Source organism: Glycomyces artemisiae (assembly GCF_003002955.1).
GTDB classification, from domain to species: Bacteria; Actinomycetota; Actinomycetes; order Mycobacteriales; family Micromonosporaceae; genus Glycomyces; species Glycomyces artemisiae.
The window spans coordinates 389,307-405,022 of sequence record NZ_PVTJ01000001.1 but is presented as its reverse complement, the minus strand read 5'-3'; the positions used below and the strand labels follow the sequence as shown (position 1 = coordinate 405,022).

The window sequence follows — 15,716 nt, the reverse complement described above, 5'->3', positions numbered from 1 at the left end:
CGAATGCACGACGGCCCCCGGCGCGAGCCGGGGGCCGTCTTCGCTTCAGGCCCAGGGGAGGCCGAGCTCGCTGTAGAGCTTTCCCTGGGTCGCGGCGTCGACCACGGCCCGGTCGACGCCCTTGAGGATGGTCACGGGGTCGTCGCCGACCCGTTCGAGGTGCTTCTCGTCGACGAGGCGCGGCACGGGCGAGGTGAGGACCTGCTCCAGGACGCCGGTGAAGGGCTTGGAGCGGCGCAGGCCGGAGATGAGGCCGACGCCGCGGCGGCGGTGGGCCAGGAGGTTGTCGAGGAGGTTCGTGGAGCCGTACTGCTTCGCCTCGGTCTCACCGGGGAGGCGCAGGAGGTCCTCGCGGAAGCCGTACCAGGCCTCGCCCTCGGTGCCCTTGATGTAGATGTCGCCTTCGACTTTCCTGTCGCCGCAGAGGGTCACGGCGACGGTGATGCGCACGCCGTTCTTGTTGACCGCGCGCCAGGCGGCGGTGTCGTCGACCTGGATGGATTCGCGGGTGCGGAGGCGTTCGAGTTCGACGGGGCCTTGGAGGGGCCAGTCGCCCGCGAGGGCGATGGCCTGCTGGGAGGCGTGGGCCCAGGGGTTGGCGAGGGCGCCGTCGGCGACGAGGGTGCCGTTGAGTTCGCGCTTGCCGGCCCAGGCGGAGCGGCGGTAGTAGGAGTCGGGGCGCTGCCAGGACCCGGCGACGCCGATCGACTCGATCTCGCCGAAGCGGCCCGCTTCGATGGCGTCGCGGACGGCGTTGAACGCGTGGGAGCCGAGGGCTTGGAAGCCGACTTGGACGTTGCGGCCGGTCTCGGTCATGACGTCGTAGAGCCTGCGGTACTCGTCGAGGTTGGTGACCGGGGGCTTCTCCAGGTAGATGTCGGCGCCGTGGCGCATGGCGTCGCCCGCGATGGGCAGGTGGGAGGGCGGCGGGGTGGCGATGATGACGACGTCGGGGTCGGTGGCGTCGAGCATGGCCTTGTAGTCGTCGAAGACGGGCGTGTCGCCGATGGGGGCGCCGGGGCGCTCCTGGATCTCGGCGGTGTCGCACATGCCGACGAACGCGAGTTCGCCGCGTTCGACGCGGGGGGCGAGGTTGTGCTCGCGGTGGTGGAGGCCGAAGCCGTTGGCGCCCACGAGGGCGACGCGCGGGATGCTCGTTGTCACAGGTGCTCCAGGGTGGTGGCGACGCCGTGCCGGTCGAGTTCGCGCAGCCATTTGGCGGCGGCCCGGCGCAGCTGGTGGTTGTCGGCGAGGGGTTCGGGGACGATCTGGCGGAGGCCGAGGATCGCGTCGATTCTCGCCGCCGGGTTCGGTCCGGCCGCGGCGAGGCTCTGTCGGATGACGTCGCGCAGCGGGTCGTCGAGCGGGAGGTCCGCGCCGTCGTCGGTCTTCCCGGCGCAGAAGCGGGTCCAGGCGGCGAGCGGCAGGGCGATCAGGTCGAGGTCGACGTGCGCTTCGGCGAGGTCGCCGATGGTCGCGAAGAGCCGCTGCGGGAGCTTCTGGGAGCCGTCCATGGCGATCTGGATGCAGCGGTGGCGGATGCCGGGGTTCGCGAACCGCTCCAGGACGCTGTCGCCGTACGCGATGGTGTCCTGCCCGTCGGGGGGCGTGAAGGACGGCGCGATCTGCTCGGAGATGAGCCAGCGCGCGAAGTCGGCCGCGCCGGGGAGGGCGAGGGCTTCGGCGACGGTCTCGGTTCCGGCGAGGGCGCCGAGGTAGGCGAGCGTGGAGTGGACGCCGTTGAGGGTGCGCAGTTTCAGGCGCTCCCATCCGGCGACGTCGGCGGTGTAGGTGGCGGCCCAGCCGGGGCGGGGCCCGGCGAAGTCGTCTTCGATGACCCACTGGGAGAACGGCTCCGCTTCGACGGCGGCGAGGTCGGGGACGCCGAGTTCGGCGAGGGCCCGCTCGTAGGTGGCCTGTGTGGAGGCGGGGACGATGCGGTCGACCATGCTGGACGGGAAGGTGACGTTGGTCTCAGCCCAGGCGCGGGTGGCGTCGTCGAGGAGGGGTTCGACGGCGGCGCGGGTGGTCTTCCCGTTGTCGGGGAGGTTGTCGCAGCACAGGATCGTGAGCGGCGGGCCGTCGGCGGCGGCGCGGCGGGCGAGGCCGTCGGCGAGGAGGCCGGGGACGCCGCGCGGGTCGCGGTAGGCCTTCTCGGTGACGGTGAGGGTGACGACGTGGGTGGCGGGGTCGGCGACGAGGTCTGCGGCGCGGTCGCGTTCGGTCGCGACGTGGACGGTGTCGACGATGGAGCCGATGACGCGGAGCGCGGCGCCGTCGGGGCCGAGGGTGGCGACGGAGAAGAGGCCGTCCTGGGCGGCGAGCGCGTCGATGACGCCGCGGGAGTTCGGGGCGGCGACGGTGATGCCCCAGTCGGTGTCGTCGGTGTAGACGGCCTGGTGGGCGCGGTGGAAGGCGCCCGCGCCGAGGTGGAGGATCCCGGAGCGGTCGGGGCGGTCCCCGGGGACGGTGACGTCCCCGGGGAGCCGCTTCAGGACCTCGTTGGTCAGGACGGGGTTCAAGAGTTCAGCCACGCCGGGCCGTTCGGGTAGGAGTACTCGGCGATCGACTCGGCCTTGAGGGTGACCGAGTATCCCGGCTGCGTGGGGAGCCGGTAGCGGCCGTCCACGACGGTGACGGGGTCGGTGTAGTGCTCGTGCAGGTGGTCGACGTACTCGATCATGCGTCCCTCCAGGGTCTTCCCGATCCGAAGGTATTCGAACATGCCGAGGTGCTGCACGTATTCGCAGAGTCCTACTCCTCCCGAATGCGGGCATACGTCCACGCCGTGCTTGGCGGCCATGAGGAGGGTGGCGAGGACTTCGGGGACGCCGCCGACGCGGCAGGCGTCGATCTGGCAGACCTTGATGGCCTCGGCCTGGAGGAGCTGCTTGAAGATGACGCGGTTGGCGGCGACCTCGCCGGTGGCGACGCGGATCGGGTCGACGGCCTTGGCGATCTTGGCGTGGCCGAGGATGTCGTCGGGGTGGGTGGGCTCCTCGATCCAGTACGGGTCGAACGCGGCGAGTTCGCGCATGTTGGCGATCGCTTCGGGCACCGACCAGATCTGGTTGGCGTCCATCATGAGGAGCCGGTCGGGGCCGAGGACGTCGCGGATGATGCGGGCGCGGCGCACGTCGTCGGCGACATCGGGCGAGCCCACCTTCATCTTCGCGGCGGTCCAGCCTTCGGCGACGGCCTGCTCGGTGAGGGCGCGGACCTTCTCGTCGGAGTAGCCGAGCCAGCCGACGGAGGTGGTGTAGGCCGGGAAGCCGTCGTTCTCCAGGACTTTGAGGCGGTCTTCGTAGCCGATGCGGCCTTCGTCGAGGATCGCGACGGCCTCGTCGTAGGTGAGCTCGTCCTCGATGTGGCGGTAGTCGATCTGCGCGGCGAGCTCGGCGGAGTCCATCTCGGCGAGGAGGCGCCACATGGGCTTGCCTTCGAGCTTGGCGCGCAGGTCCCACACGGCGTTGAGGATCGCGCCGACGGCCATGTGGGTGGCGCCCTTCTCGGGGCCGAGCCAGCGGATCTGCGGCTCCTGGACGATCGAGCGGGAGAACTCGACCGGGTTCGCGAAGATCTCCTCGACGGTCTTGCCGACCACCAGGGGCGCGTAGGCCTTGACGGCCTGGACGCAGATCTCGGTGCCGCGGCCGCCGGTGAAGGTGAAGCCGGTGCCGGTGGGGCCCCCGTCGGTGAACAGCTCCACGTAGCAGGCGGAGTAGTCGGCCCGGTTGATCGAGTCCGAGCCGTCGCCTGCGGTCGCGGTCGGGAACCGGACGTCGTGGACTTCGAGGCGTTCGATTCGAGTCGGCACTTACTGTTCCAATCCGTAGATCTTGCGGGGGAGGTGGTACGCCAGGTCGATCGCCGTCTCGGCGGCCTCGCTGTCGGTCATGCGGTGCTCGGCGACGAGGCGCGCGAGGTAGGACGCGTCGATGCGGCGGGCCAGGTCGTGGCGGGCCGGGATCGAGCAGAACGCGCGGGTGTCGTCGACGAACCCGGCGGTGTTGTAGAAGCCCGCGGTCTCGTGGATCGCCTCCCTGAAGCGGCGCATGCCCTCCGGGGAGTCGAGGAACCACCAGGGCGCGCCCGCGAAGACCGCCGCGTAGCCGCCCGCGAGGGGCGCGATCTCGCGGCTGAAGACCGTCTCGTCCAGGGTGTAGAGGACGATGCGGAAGCGCGGGTCGTTGCCGAACGCGTCGAGGAGGGGCTTGAGGGCCCGCGTGTACTCGGTGGCGTCGGGGATGTCCCCGCCGACGTCGCGACCCCAGCCCTCGTACAGCCACTGGTTGTGGTTGCGGTTGGCGCCCGGGTGGAGCTGCATGACCAGGCCGTCGTCGACGCTCATGCGCGCGAACTCGACGAGCATGAGCGCGGGGAAGCGCAGCACCTCGTCGTCGGTGGCCTCCCCGGCGAGCGCGCGGGCGTAGATGCCCGCGGCGGCCTTCGGGTCGTCTTCGGTTGCGGCCGTGAGGTTCCCGTGGTCGGTGCAGGTGGCCCCGGCGGCGATGAAGTCCTGGCGCCTCTTGCGCAGGGCGGTGAGGAACCCGTCGAAGGTCGCGGTGTCCTCGCCGGTGATCGCGGCGAGCTGCTCGACGCGGTCCTTCCAGCCGGGCCAGCCCGGTTCGACCAGGTTGTCGGGCCGGAACGTGGTGACGACCTTGCCGCCCTTGCCGCCCCACTTGCGGCCGTCGGCGCCCTGGAGGGCCGCGAGGGCCGCGTGCGGCTCCAATGAGTCCACAGGGGACTCGGTGGTGGCGAGGACCTCGATGTTGAACTTGTCGAACAGGGCCCGCGGGCGGAACGCCGGTTCGGCGAGGCGCGCGGAGAGGTGGTCGTAGAACTCGTCTGCGGTGTCGGGGCCGAGGTCCTTGTAGATGCCGAAGACCTCCGCGAACGTGTAGTCGAGCCACAGCTTCGACGGCGTGCCGCGGAACAGCCTGTAGTGCTCGGCGAACCGGCGCCAGATCGTGCGTCCGTCCGCTTCGGCCGGCTCGCCGGTCGCGGAGGGGACGCCGAGCTCGTCGGGGCGCACGCCCTGGGAGTACAGCATCCGGGTCAGGTAGTGGTCGGGGACCACGAACAGGCGGGCCGGGTCGGGGAACGGCCGGTTCTCCGACATCAGCCGCGGGTCGACGTGCCCGTGCGGGCTGACCAGCGGCAGGTCCGCGGTGTTGCGGTGGAGCTCCCGCGCGATCGCGCGGGTGCGCTCGTCGGCCGGGAAGAGTCGGTCGGGATGCAGGGCCATGCGTTATTTCTCCAGCTTGAAGAGGTCTGCGACGGCAACCGATTGCCCAGTGCGGATCGACTCGTTGGACGCGAGGCCGGCGGCCAGCGCGTTCACGCCGTCCTGGGCGTTCGCCGAGCGGTCGTGCGGGTCGGTGTCGCCGTCGAAGAGGACGCCGAGCATGCGGGTGTCGCCGCCGCCGTGCCCGGCGCGCTGGTACTCCCCCAGGTCGATCTTCTCGGGCTTGGCCCAGAACGGGTGGACGGTGAGCTCGTACCAGCCCTCCTCGGCCGCGGCGTGGGTGCCGTGGATGCTGGCGCCGTTGGGGCCCTTGAGGGCCGGGTTGACGTGGTCGTTCTCGACGACGAGGAGTTCGAGCCGCCCCTGGGTGCCGTTGAAGTGGACCCGGTAGCCCTCCCAAGGGGAGTAGGCGGTGAGCCGGTACGAGAGCGTCACGCCCGAGTCGTAGTCCACGAGGGACATCATGTCGTCGTAGATGGTGATGCCCGGTGCGAACACGGACTGGTCGCGCACGTAGCCGTCCTCGTCCTCCGCGTCGAGGTACAGGGCCTTGAGGGTCGGGTTCTCCTCCATGTGGAGCGCGAACGGGTCGTCCTTCGCGGCCTCGGCGCCGTGGACGCGGGCGTAGCCGCGGTCGTGGCCGCTGGCCTTCCCGTTCTCGCCGTAGAAGGCGAGCTTCCCTTTCGCGAAGGCGCGCACCGGGGCGGCGTCGAGCCACCAGTTGACGAGGTCGAAGTGGTGGCCGGACTTGTGGACGAGCAGGCCGCCGGAGTTGGCCTCCTCGCGGTGCCAGCGGCGGAAGTAGTCGGCGCCGTGGCGGGTGTCGAGGAGCCAGTCGAAGCCGACGGAGGTGATCTCGCCGACCGCGCCGTCGCGCAGGAGCTCGGCGACCTTCTCGTGCAGCGGGTTGTAGCGGTAGTTGAAGGTGACGGTGACCGTGCCCTCGGACTTCGCCTCCGCTTCGAGGATCTGGGCGGCGTGCTCGGCGGTGGTGGTCAGCGGCTTCTCGGAGATGACGTCCTTGCCCGCGGCGAGCGCGGCGAGGATGTACTCGTGGTGGGTGGCGTCGACCGAGGTGACGATGACGGTGTCGGGGTCGGTCTCGGCGAGGAGGCGCTCGAAGTCCGCGGCGGCGTACAGGGCCGGGGCGGGCAGGCCCGCTTCGGCGACGGCGGCGGCGTGGTGGGCGATCCGCTTCGGGTTCGTGTCGGCCAGCGCGACGAGCGCGGTCCGGTCACCCCGCTCGATGATGGCCCTGACGTACATCGTGGCGCGCGATCCGGTCCCGACGATGGCATAGCGGTGCGGGGTGCCTGACATGTGACTCCTTCGTCTGCGAGGTTCTGGTAAACGCTATCTGAGAACGTCGCGCCAGGCAAGGTCAGGGTAAAGGCACGTCTATTTGGGAGTGGCTTTCGTGAAGGGGGGCTTGACGACTCGCACCGGCAGGCGCCGCCCGCGCACGTCGAGTTCGAGCTCTGCGCCGGGCTTGTAGGCGGCGTCGAGGAGCGCGAGCGCGACCCCCTTCTTCAGGGTCGGCGCGTGGGTGCCGGAGGTGGTCTCACCGACTTCGGCGTCGCCGTCGAGGACGGTCATGTGGGCGCGCGGGACGCCCTTGCCGGTGGCCTCCAGGCCCCACAGGCGGCGGCGCGGCCCGGCGGCCTTCTCGGCGTCGAGCGCGGCCTTGCCCCAGTACTCGGGCTTGTCCCAGCCGACGGCCCAGCCGAGGCGGGCCTGCACGGGGGTGATGTCGAGGCTCAGGTCCTGGCCGTGGAGCGGGTAGCCCATCTCCAGGCGCAGGGTGTCGCGGGCGCCGAGGCCGCACGGGGAGGCCCCGGCGACGAGCATCGCGTCCCACAGGTCCCCGGCGGCCTCGTTCGGGACGACCAGCTCGAAGCCGGTCTCGCCGGTGTAGCCGGAGCGGCAGACGATGACGTCGGCGTGGTCCACGAGGTGCTCGCGGAAGCTCATGTAGTCGTGCTCGTGGGGCAGGCCGAGGTATTCGAGGATGCGCGGCGACTCGGGGCCCTGGACGGCGAGCACCGCGAAGGACCGGTGGACGTCGCGGACCTCGATCCCGGCGGGGGCCGCGGCGGCGAGGCGGCGGGCGACCTCGGCGGTGTTGGCGGCGTTGGGGATCAGGAAGACCTGGTCGTCGGCGAAGCGGTAGGCGATGAGGTCGTCGACGACGCCGCCGCTCTCGTCGAGGCACAGCGTGTACTGGGCGCCGCCGGGGCCGATCCGGTCGAGGTCGTTCGCGAGGCAGCGGTTGACGAACGTCGCGGCGCCCTCGCCGGTCACCCAGACCTTGCCGAGGTGCGAGACGTCGAAGACGCCGACCCCGGTGCGCACCGCCTGGTGCTCGGCGAGCACGCCGCTCGGGTACTGGAGGGGCATGTCCCAGCCGGCGAACTCGGCGAACTTGGCGCCGTGTTCGATGTGGCGGGAGTGGAGCGGTGAGGTGAGCAGCGACGGTTCGGACATGGGACAGAGCCTATCGCGTGCGTCCCAGTGGCTAGGATCGGAGCATTTGGTCCCCGAAACAGCTAAGGAACGATCGTGACTGATCTGCTGAGCGCCTCCGGCGACGCCGCGAACGCGGACGTCGAGGTCCTCGTCGTGGGCGTCTTCTCCGGCGAGGACGCGCCCGTGCTCCCCGAGAGCCTCGCGGGCGTCGACGCCGCGTTCGACGGGCGGCTCGCCGCGCAGCTCGCGGCCCTCGGGAACACCGGGTCGGCCGGGTCCCTCACCCGCCTGCCCGCGCCCGAAGGGCTCGGCGCGGCGCTCGTGTACGCGGTGGGCCTGGGCGACGCCGACGACCTCGACGACGAGACGCTGCGCCGCTCCGCGGGCGCGGCCGTGCGCGCCGCCTTCGGGAAGGGCTCGGTCGCGATCGCGTTCGAGGGCGACCCGGAGGCGACCGCCACCGGCGCGGTCCTCGGGGCGTACAAGTACGAGGGCTTCAAGACCGACGGCGGCGGCGACGCGGCCCCCGGGACGGTCAGCGTCTACGGCGCGTCCGAGGAGGCCGTGACGCGGGCGCGCGTCCTCGGCGAGAGCGTCGCCCTCGTCAAGGACTGGGTGTCCTCCCCCGCGAACCTGCTGCGCCCGCCGACGTTCGCCATCGAGATCGAGCAGGCCGCCGTCGCCGCGGGCCTGGAGGTCGAGATCCTCGACGCCGAGGCGCTCTCGGCGGGCGGGTACGGCGGCGTCCTCGCCGTCGGCGGCGGCTCCTCCGCCGAGCCGCGCCTGGTGCGGCTGTCGTACCGGCCCGAGGGCGCGCGCAAGCACATCGCGCTCGTCGGCAAGGGCATCACGTTCGACTCCGGCGGCTACTCGATCAAGCCGACCGCGGGCATGTGGGAGATGAAGTACGACATGGCCGGGGCCGCGGCCGTCGTCGGCGCGACCCTCGCCGCCGCGAAGCTCGGCCTCGACGTGAACGTCACGTGCACCGTCGCGCTCGCCGAGAACCTCGTCTCCGGCTCGGCGTACCGCCCCTCCGACGTGCTCACCATTCGCAACGGCATGACCGTCGAGATCCTCAACACCGACGCCGAGGGCCGCCTGGTCCTCGCCGACGCGCTCTCGCGGGCCGTCGAGGACGAGCCCGACGCGGTCTACGACGTCGCGACCCTCACCGGCGGGCAGCTCATCGCCCTCGGGCGGCGCACCATGGGCCTCATGGGCACCGACTCCGAGACCGAGCGGGTCCGCCGCATCGGCGAGGAGACCGGCGAGCACGGCTGGCCCATGCCGTTCCCCGACGACCTCGTCAAGCTCATGGAGTCCTCGATCGCCGACGTGTCGCAGTGCGCGGCCGGCCTCAAGCGCGACGGGCACATGATCCAGGGCGGGATCTTCCTGTCGAAGTTCGTGCCCGAGGAGATCCCGTGGGCGCACCTCGACATCGCGGGCCCCGCCGACTCGGACTCGGCGCACGGGTACACGGCGAAGGGCGCGACCGGCGTGCCGGTGCGGACGCTGGTGGCGCTCCTGGAGGAGCACGCCCGCTAGTCGACCGCGGCTCACCGCCATGTGGCGGGAGAGTGCACGAGGATTCACGAGCGGCCGGTCCGAGAGGACCGGCCGCTCAAGTCACTGGCGGCGCTGCTGTTCCAGCTTCTTGCGCGCATCGTAGTCGCGCTTGCGCTGCGGGTACCCGACCTTCGCGACCTCGTACACGGGGACGTTGTACTTGCGGCCCAAGGCGAACGCGCCCGCGGGGCCGTCGACGCGGCGCCGCGTCCACTCGCCGTCGTGCGCGATGAGCATGACCGTGGTCTCGGTGACCGTGGTCTTCGGCTCCACGTACGCCTCGACACCGGTGCGCGTGCCGATGAACTCGACCAGGTGGCGCTGGTCGCCGTTGTCCGAGGCGCGGTCCAGCGTCCCGTCGCCCTGCTTCTTCTTCCGTCCGAACCAGCCCACGACCGCTCCTCACGCACCCGCCGATGTCGACTTTCAAGCGTACACATGCGCTATGACGCCTGTGTCCAGCCGCACACGAACTTGACTTTCCGAAGCTCCCAGCAAGCGGTTGAATGGTGTTGCACACTCCAAGCACCGGGTCTGGGCGACCACGAGACGCGCCCGGTGGAAGGATGGGCAGCGAACCTAAGCATCGTTAAGTGGGGAGAGCAATGAGCGACCCGAACGCAGGATACGACGTCGTCATCCTGGGCGGCGGCAGCGGCGGCTACGCGGCGGCGTTCCGCTCCGCTGAGCTGGGCCTGAAGGTGGCCCTGATCGAGAAGGACAAGGTCGGCGGCACCTGCCTCCACCGCGGCTGCATCCCCACCAAGGCGCTGCTCCACGCCGGCGAGGTCGCCGACACCGCCCGCGAGTCCGAGCAGTTCGGCATCCTCGCGGAGTTCAAGGGCGTCGACATGCCCGCGGTGAAGAAGTACAAGGACGACGTCGTCTCCAAGCTGTACAAGGGCCTCCAGGGCCTGGTCAAGGCCCACAAGGTCGACTTCATCCAGGGCACCGGCAAGCTCGTCGGACCGAACGCGGTGCAGGTCGACGGCGGCCAGACCGTCACCGGCAAGAACGTCATCCTCGCGACCGGCTCGTACTCCAAGACCCTCCCCGGCCTGGAGATCGACGGCGAGAAGATCATCGCTTCTGAGCACGCGCTCGAACTGACCGAGCTGCCGAACAAGGCCATCGTCATCGGCGGCGGCGTCATCGGCGTCGAGTTCGCCTCCGCCTGGAAGTCGCTGGGCGTCGAGGTCGAGATCATCGAGGGCCTCCCCCGCCTCATCGCGGCCGAGGACGCCGACTCGTCCAAGCAGCTGGAGCGCGCGTTCCGCAAGCGCGGCATCAAGTTCCACACCGGCAAGTTCTTCGAGAAGGTCGAGAAGACCGCCTCCGGCGTCCAGGTGACCATCCAGGGCGGCACCGTCGTCGAAGGCGACATCGTGCTCGTGGCCGTCGGCCGCGGCCCCGTCACCGCGAACCTCGGCTACGAGGAGCAGGGCATCACCCTCGACCGCGGCTTCGTCCCGGTCAACGAGCACCTCCAGACGAGCGTCCCGGGCGTCTACGCCGTCGGCGACATCGTCCCCGGCATCCAGCTCGCGCACCGCGGCTTCCTCCAGGGCATCTTCGTCGCCGAGCACATCGCGGGCCTGAACCCGGCCGTCATCGACGAGACCGGCATCCCGCGCGTCACGTTCACCGAGCCCGAGGTGGCCTCCATGGGCCTCAACGAGGACAAGGCCAAGGAGAAGTACGGCGCCGACAAGATCAAGTCGGTCAACTACAACCTCGCGGGCAACGGCAAGTCGAACATCCTCAAGACCCAGGGCTTCATCAAGCTCGTGGCGGTCGAGGACGGCCCGATCGTCGGCGTCCACATGGTCGGCGCGCGCATCTCCGAGCAGATCGGCGAAGCGGAGCTGATCTACAACTGGGAGGCGTACGCGAACGACGTCGCCCAGCTGATCCACATGCACCCCACCCAGAACGAGGCGATCGGCGAAGCGGCGATGCTGCTGGCCGGCAAGCCGCTGCACGCCCACGACTAATCCACAACCGCAGGAGTTGAACGAACGATGCCGACATCGGTAACGATGCCCGCTCTCGGTGAGTCGGTCACCGAGGGCACTGTCACCCAGTGGCTCAAGAAGGAAGGCGACACCGTCGAGGTCGACGAGCCGCTCCTGGAGGTCTCGACCGACAAGGTCGACACCGAGGTTCCTTCCCCGGTTGCCGGCGTGCTGCTGAAGATCGTGGTCCCCGAGGACACCGACGTCGAGGTCGGCGGCGAGCTCGCCATCATCGGCGACCCGTCCGAGGCCGGCGGGGACGCCCCTGCGGCCCCGGCGCCCGCGCCCGCCCAGGAGCCGCTGCCCGAGCCCGAGGCGCCGAAGGCCGAGGCCGCTCCGGCCCCCGCCGCCGAGCCCGAGCCCGCCGCGGCCCCCGCTCCGGCCGCCGCCGCGTCCGGTACCGAGGTGCTGCTCCCCGAGCTGGGCGAGTCCGTCACGGAGGGCACCGTGACCACTTGGCTCAAGGCCGTCGGCGACACCGTCGAGGTCGACGAACCGCTGCTGGAGATCTCGACCGACAAGGTCGACACGGAGATCCCGTCCCCGGCCGCCGGGACCCTGCTGGAGATCCGCGTCGCCGAGGACGAGACCACCGAGGTCGGCTCCGTGCTCGCGATCATCGGCTCCGGCGACGCCGCCGCTGCCGCCCCGGCTCCCGAGCCGACGCCCGCGGTGAAGTCCGAACCGGAGCCCGCTCCGGCTCCGGCGCAGGCCGAGTCCACGCCGACCGCCCCGGCCCCGGCCGCCCCCGAGGTCGCCGAGGCCCCGGTCAGCGCCCCGGCCGCTCCGGCTCCCGCCGCGCCCGCGTCCAAGCCCTCGGGCTCGTACGTGACGCCGCTCGTGCGCAAGCTCGCCGCCGACAACGGCGTCGACCTCGCGCAGGTCACCGGTTCCGGTGTGGGCGGACGCGTCCGCAAGGAGGACGTCCAGGCCCTCATCGACGCCAAGAAGGCCGAGGCGCCCGCGCCCGCCGCTGCCGCCCCGGCGAAGGCCGCCCCGGCCCCCGCCGAGGTCAGCCCGCTGCGCGGCCGCACCGAGAAGATGTCTCGCCTGCGCCAGGCCGCCGCCAAGGCGCTGCTCCAGTCGATGCAGACCACGGCGCAGCTGACCACGGTGCGCGAAGTGGACGTCACGAAGGTGGCGAAGCTCCGCGCGGCCAAGAAGGACGAGTTCCTCGCCCGCCACGGCGTGAAGCTCTCCTTCCTGCCGTTCTTCTCGATCGCCGCGATCGAGGCGCTCCAGCAGTACCCGGTCGTCAACGCCACCATGAACATGGAGGAGAAGACGATCACCTACCCCGAGGCCGAGCACGTCGGCTTCGCGGTGGACACACCGAAGGGCCTCATCGTCCCGGTCGTCAAGAACGCCGGCGACCTGAACATCCCGGGCCTGGCCAAGCGGATCGCCGAGATCGCCAAGAAGGCCCGCGACGGCGGCCTCGCGCCCGACGACCTGTTCGGCGCGACCTTCACCATCACCAACACCGGCTCGGTCGGCGCGCTGTTCGACACGCCGATCGTCCCCGTCGGGCAGTCCGCGATCCTCGGCACCGCCGCGATCGTCAAGCGCCCCCGCGTGATCAACGACCCCGAACTGGGCGAAGTGATCGCGGTGCGCTCGGTCATGCACCTGACGCTGAGCTACGACCACCGCCTGATCGACGGCGCCGACGCGGCCCGCTACCTCGAAGCGGTCACCAAGCGCATCGAAGAGGGCAACTTCGAGCACCAGCTCGGCCTGTAAACAAGATCCACAGGGGCGCGGCGGGAGTCATTCCCGCCGCGCCCCTTGGCGTTTCAGAAGTTACCAGCGAGGAACATGACCCATCCGCAAGTTTCCTCCCCAAACCGCGCCGATTACCCGTAACCGGAATCTCGTGTCTTCGTTGTTCCTACAACCCACCTTTTGTGACCCCACGCGGAAGTTAGGAACTCGAATGTCGATCGAGTACAACGAACTCCTCGCCATGCTGATGGAGACCCGCCCCGAATTCGCCACAGAGCTGTACAACTTCACCGACGGCCCCGACCTCCCCGACTACGACGACATCGCCATCAGCCGCAGGACCCTCACCCTCCCCGAACAGCAGGGCCGCCTGCGCGTGTGCGTGGCCGCGGCCTACTCCAAAGGCGGCGAGCGCGTCATCGCGCTCCTCTTCGACGCCGTCCTCGAACCCGATCCGGCGCAGGCGGACTCGTGGCTCCAGTTCATGACCGACGCGCAGCGGGCGCTCAGCTGCATGGTGGCGTTCGTGGTCCTGTGCCGCGACGCCAGCACCGCCCGCTGGGCCCTCACCCGCAGCGAAGTCGGCGACATCGGCTGCTATGTACTGCCCGTGGTCATTCCATCCTTGCTCGCGAGCGCCTAGAATAGACCCCGGCCCTCGCAGCCGCCCCCACCACGGCCGCGAGGGCCCCTTCCTTCCCCCTAAACCGATTGCGGCCCCGCTGAACTGCGGCCACACTCTCCACATGCCCCGATTCGGACCCCCGGTCCCCTACGACGCCACCGCCGACCGCGCGGGCTGGGAGACCCTCCCGGAACCCGTGCGCGCCATCATCACCGGGGAACTCGGCGCCCCGCCCGCCGACATCCGCACGGCCGGAAGCGGCTTCGGCAGCGCCTTCGCCGCCCGCGTCCGCTCCGAGACTGGCGCCGAACTCTTCATCAAGGCCGCAGGCCCCGACCGCCCCTGGGCCCTCGCGGCCTCCCGCCAGGAAGCCCGCATCAACGCCGCCCTCCCCGCCGCCGTCCCGGCCCCCCGCCTGGAGTTCGCGGCGGACATCGACGACTGGAGCGTCCTCGGTTTCGAAGCGGTGCAGGGCAAAGCCCCGACGCTCCCGATGACCCCGCACGACCTCGATCTGATGCTGCAAGCCTGGGCCGACGCCGCCGAAGCCCTGACCCCGGCGCCGCGGTCACTGCTCGACATCGGCGTCACCGCCCGGCCGATCGGCCCCGAGCTGCGCCAGTTCGCGTCCATCGACGCGGGCGAGATCCCCCCGTTCCCGCTCCCGCCGGCGTTCGACGGCCGCATCCCCGAACTCGCGGCGATCGAGCAGGACATCGACGCCGCCCTGACCGCCGACTCCGTCATGCACTTCGACCTGCGCCCGGACAACATGATCGTCGGGGCCGACCAAGCGTGGATCTGCGACTGGAACTGGGTCGGCGTCCACTCGACCTGGTTCGACACCGTGTGCTTCCTCATTGCGGCCCACGGCGACGGCCACGACGCCGACGCCCTCTTCCGCGACCACCCCACCGCCGTCGGCGTCACCGACGACGACCTCGACACCGCCCTCGCCTCGATCACCGGCTACTACCTCAGCCGCTCCGCCGAACCCCCGCTCCCCAACACCTCCCCGCACCTCCGCGCCCACCAACGCTGGAGCGGCCTCGCAGCCGCCGACTGGCTCGCCCGACGCCGCGGTTGGTCATGAGCCGCTTCGGACCCGCACCGAGGATCGACGCCACCGCGGTCAGGCCTGCGTACACGGACCTGCCGGTCCCGGTGCGGGAACGCATCCAGCGCGAACTCGGCGGCGCTCCGGTCCACGTCGGCATCGCGGGTGGCGGCTTCACGAACGGCTTCGCGGCCCTCCTCCGGTCCGACTCGGGTGCGGCGCTGTTCGTGAAGGCGGCGGGCCCGGACTCGCTCCACCGCCCGGCCTACGAGGCGGAGGCGCGGCACACTGCCGCGCTCCCTGCGAAGGTGCCGGCGCCGAGGGTCGAGTTCGCCGCCGACGTCGACGGCTGGGCCGTGACCGGATACGAAGCGGTCCAAGGCGTCCCTGTGGCGCTCCCGATGAGTCCGGAGACCGTGCGACTGCTGCTCTCCACATGGGCCGATGCCGTCGAGGCCCTCAACCCGCCCCCAGCAGCGCTCCGGGGCCTCGCCGTCAAGACGGGAAGGAGCTTGAAGGCGTTCCGCGACGTCGCCGCGGGAGCACAGCCGTTCCCGCTCCCTGCATCGCTGTCCGGCAGGCGCGACGAACTCGCGGCGCTCGAATCCCGGATCGACGAGGTCCTCTCATCGGCCGAGATCGCCCACACCGACCTCCGTCCCGACAACATGATCGTCGGCGACGGCCGCGCGTGGATCTGCGATTGGACCTCGCCGAGGCACATGGCGCCGTGGGTCGACACGGTGCTGCTCCTGCTCACCGCCCACGCCGACGGCCATGACGCCGACGCCCTCTTCAGGGGCCATCCGACCGCCGCCGAGGTCTCGGACGAGGAGCTCGACACCGTGCTCGCGGCCATGTCGGGCGCGCTGCTCCGAGGCTGGCGCGACCGCCCCGCGAGCCTCCTCTCCCCCGCGATCGACGACCACATGCGCTGGAGCGGCCTGGCGGCCGCCGACTGGCTCGCCCGGCGCCGCGGATGGTGACCACATAATGAAATCGTTC

13 protein-coding genes are annotated in these 15,716 nt (G+C 70.9%); 6 read left to right on the top strand and 7 right to left on the bottom strand.

Annotated features, from left to right (window positions below):
• Positions 1–45: 45 nt before the first annotated feature.
• From B0I28_RS01865 to gcvT, 6 genes are all read right to left on the bottom strand, one after another.
• Positions 46–1,164: a Gfo/Idh/MocA family protein gene (locus B0I28_RS01865; RefSeq protein ID WP_181245602.1), complete on the bottom strand. Its 1,119-nt coding sequence runs from the start codon at positions 1,162–1,164 to the stop codon at positions 46–48.
• Positions 1,161–2,534 carry a mannitol dehydrogenase family protein gene (locus tag B0I28_RS01860; RefSeq protein WP_106362105.1) on the bottom strand — a complete coding sequence of 458 codons (1,374 nt, stop codon included), beginning with the start codon at positions 2,532–2,534 and terminating at the stop codon, positions 1,161–1,163. Before B0I28_RS01860 ends, B0I28_RS01865 begins: the two co-directional genes overlap by 4 nt.
• Positions 2,519–3,817 carry an enolase C-terminal domain-like protein gene (locus B0I28_RS01855; RefSeq protein WP_106362104.1) on the bottom strand — a complete coding sequence of 433 codons (1,299 nt, stop codon included), beginning with the start codon at positions 3,815–3,817 and terminating at the stop codon, positions 2,519–2,521. Before B0I28_RS01855 ends, B0I28_RS01860 begins: the two co-directional genes overlap by 16 nt.
• Positions 3,818–5,251, bottom strand: a complete 1,434-nt coding sequence (gene uxaC, locus B0I28_RS01850) for a glucuronate isomerase (RefSeq protein WP_106362103.1) — start codon at positions 5,249–5,251, stop codon at positions 3,818–3,820. It lies immediately after the preceding gene.
• A gap of 3 nt (positions 5,252–5,254) precedes the next feature.
• Positions 5,255–6,571 carry a Gfo/Idh/MocA family oxidoreductase gene (locus tag B0I28_RS01845; protein ID WP_106362102.1) on the bottom strand — a complete coding sequence of 439 codons (1,317 nt, stop codon included), beginning with the start codon at positions 6,569–6,571 and terminating at the stop codon, positions 5,255–5,257.
• A gap of 78 nt (positions 6,572–6,649) precedes the next feature.
• Positions 6,650–7,735 (bottom strand): glycine cleavage system aminomethyltransferase GcvT, encoded by a 1,086-nt coding sequence (gcvT, locus tag B0I28_RS01840; RefSeq protein WP_106362101.1) that lies wholly within the window; start codon positions 7,733–7,735, stop codon positions 6,650–6,652.
• 75 nt (positions 7,736–7,810) lie between these two features.
• On the opposite strand from gcvT, the gene B0I28_RS01835 reads away from it, so the two are divergent.
• Positions 7,811–9,268: a leucyl aminopeptidase gene (locus B0I28_RS01835; protein WP_106362100.1), complete on the top strand. Its 1,458-nt coding sequence runs from the start codon at positions 7,811–7,813 to the stop codon at positions 9,266–9,268.
• A gap of 81 nt (positions 9,269–9,349) precedes the next feature.
• Here B0I28_RS01835 and B0I28_RS01830 read toward each other — a convergent pair whose 3' ends face one another.
• Entirely contained in the window at positions 9,350–9,682 is a 333-nt protein-coding gene (locus tag B0I28_RS01830) for an oxidoreductase (protein WP_106362099.1), read from the bottom strand.
• 212 nt (positions 9,683–9,894) lie between these two features.
• Between B0I28_RS01830 and lpdA the strand changes: the two genes are divergently transcribed.
• The 5 genes from lpdA to B0I28_RS01805 all read left to right on the top strand — a co-directional run bounded on the left by lpdA (position 9,895) and on the right by B0I28_RS01805 (position 15,697).
• On the top strand, positions 9,895–11,283 hold the full coding sequence (gene lpdA, locus B0I28_RS01825; protein WP_106362098.1) for a dihydrolipoyl dehydrogenase: 1,389 nt from the start codon (positions 9,895–9,897) through the stop codon (positions 11,281–11,283).
• A gap of 27 nt (positions 11,284–11,310) precedes the next feature.
• Entirely contained in the window at positions 11,311–13,047 is a 1,737-nt protein-coding gene (sucB, locus tag B0I28_RS01820; protein WP_106362097.1) for a 2-oxoglutarate dehydrogenase, E2 component, dihydrolipoamide succinyltransferase, read from the top strand.
• 193 nt (positions 13,048–13,240) lie between these two features.
• Positions 13,241–13,672 (top strand): hypothetical protein, encoded by a 432-nt coding sequence (locus tag B0I28_RS01815; protein WP_106362096.1) that lies wholly within the window; start codon positions 13,241–13,243, stop codon positions 13,670–13,672.
• A 103-nt stretch (positions 13,673–13,775) separates the two neighbouring features.
• A complete protein-coding gene (locus tag B0I28_RS01810) occupies positions 13,776–14,747 on the top strand; it encodes a phosphotransferase (RefSeq protein WP_181245601.1) in 972 nt (323 codons plus the stop codon).
• Complete coding sequence (locus B0I28_RS01805) at positions 14,744–15,697, top strand: phosphotransferase (RefSeq protein ID WP_106362094.1); 954 nt, start codon at positions 14,744–14,746, stop codon at positions 15,695–15,697. The genes B0I28_RS01810 and B0I28_RS01805 overlap by 4 nt, the downstream gene beginning before the upstream one ends.
• Positions 15,698–15,716: the final 19 nt, after the last annotated feature.

Bases quoted from the DNA above. Each gene is read 5' to 3' on its own strand.
- gcvT (WP_106362101.1), bottom strand. From the start codon at position 7,735: ATGTCCGAACCGTCGCTGCTCACCTCACCGCTCCACTCCCGCCACATC.
- B0I28_RS01810 (WP_181245601.1), top strand. From the start codon at position 13,776: ATGCCCCGATTCGGACCCCCGGTCCCCTACGACGCCACCGCCGACCGC.
- B0I28_RS01805 (WP_106362094.1), top strand. From the start codon at position 14,744: ATGAGCCGCTTCGGACCCGCACCGAGGATCGACGCCACCGCGGTCAGG.
- lpdA (WP_106362098.1), top strand. From the start codon at position 9,895: ATGAGCGACCCGAACGCAGGATACGACGTCGTCATCCTGGGCGGCGGC.
- sucB (WP_106362097.1), top strand. From the start codon at position 11,311: ATGCCGACATCGGTAACGATGCCCGCTCTCGGTGAGTCGGTCACCGAG.
- B0I28_RS01815 (WP_106362096.1), top strand. From the start codon at position 13,241: ATGTCGATCGAGTACAACGAACTCCTCGCCATGCTGATGGAGACCCGC.
- uxaC (WP_106362103.1), bottom strand. From the start codon at position 5,251: ATGGCCCTGCATCCCGACCGACTCTTCCCGGCCGACGAGCGCACCCGC.
- B0I28_RS01845 (WP_106362102.1), bottom strand. From the start codon at position 6,571: ATGTCAGGCACCCCGCACCGCTATGCCATCGTCGGGACCGGATCGCGC.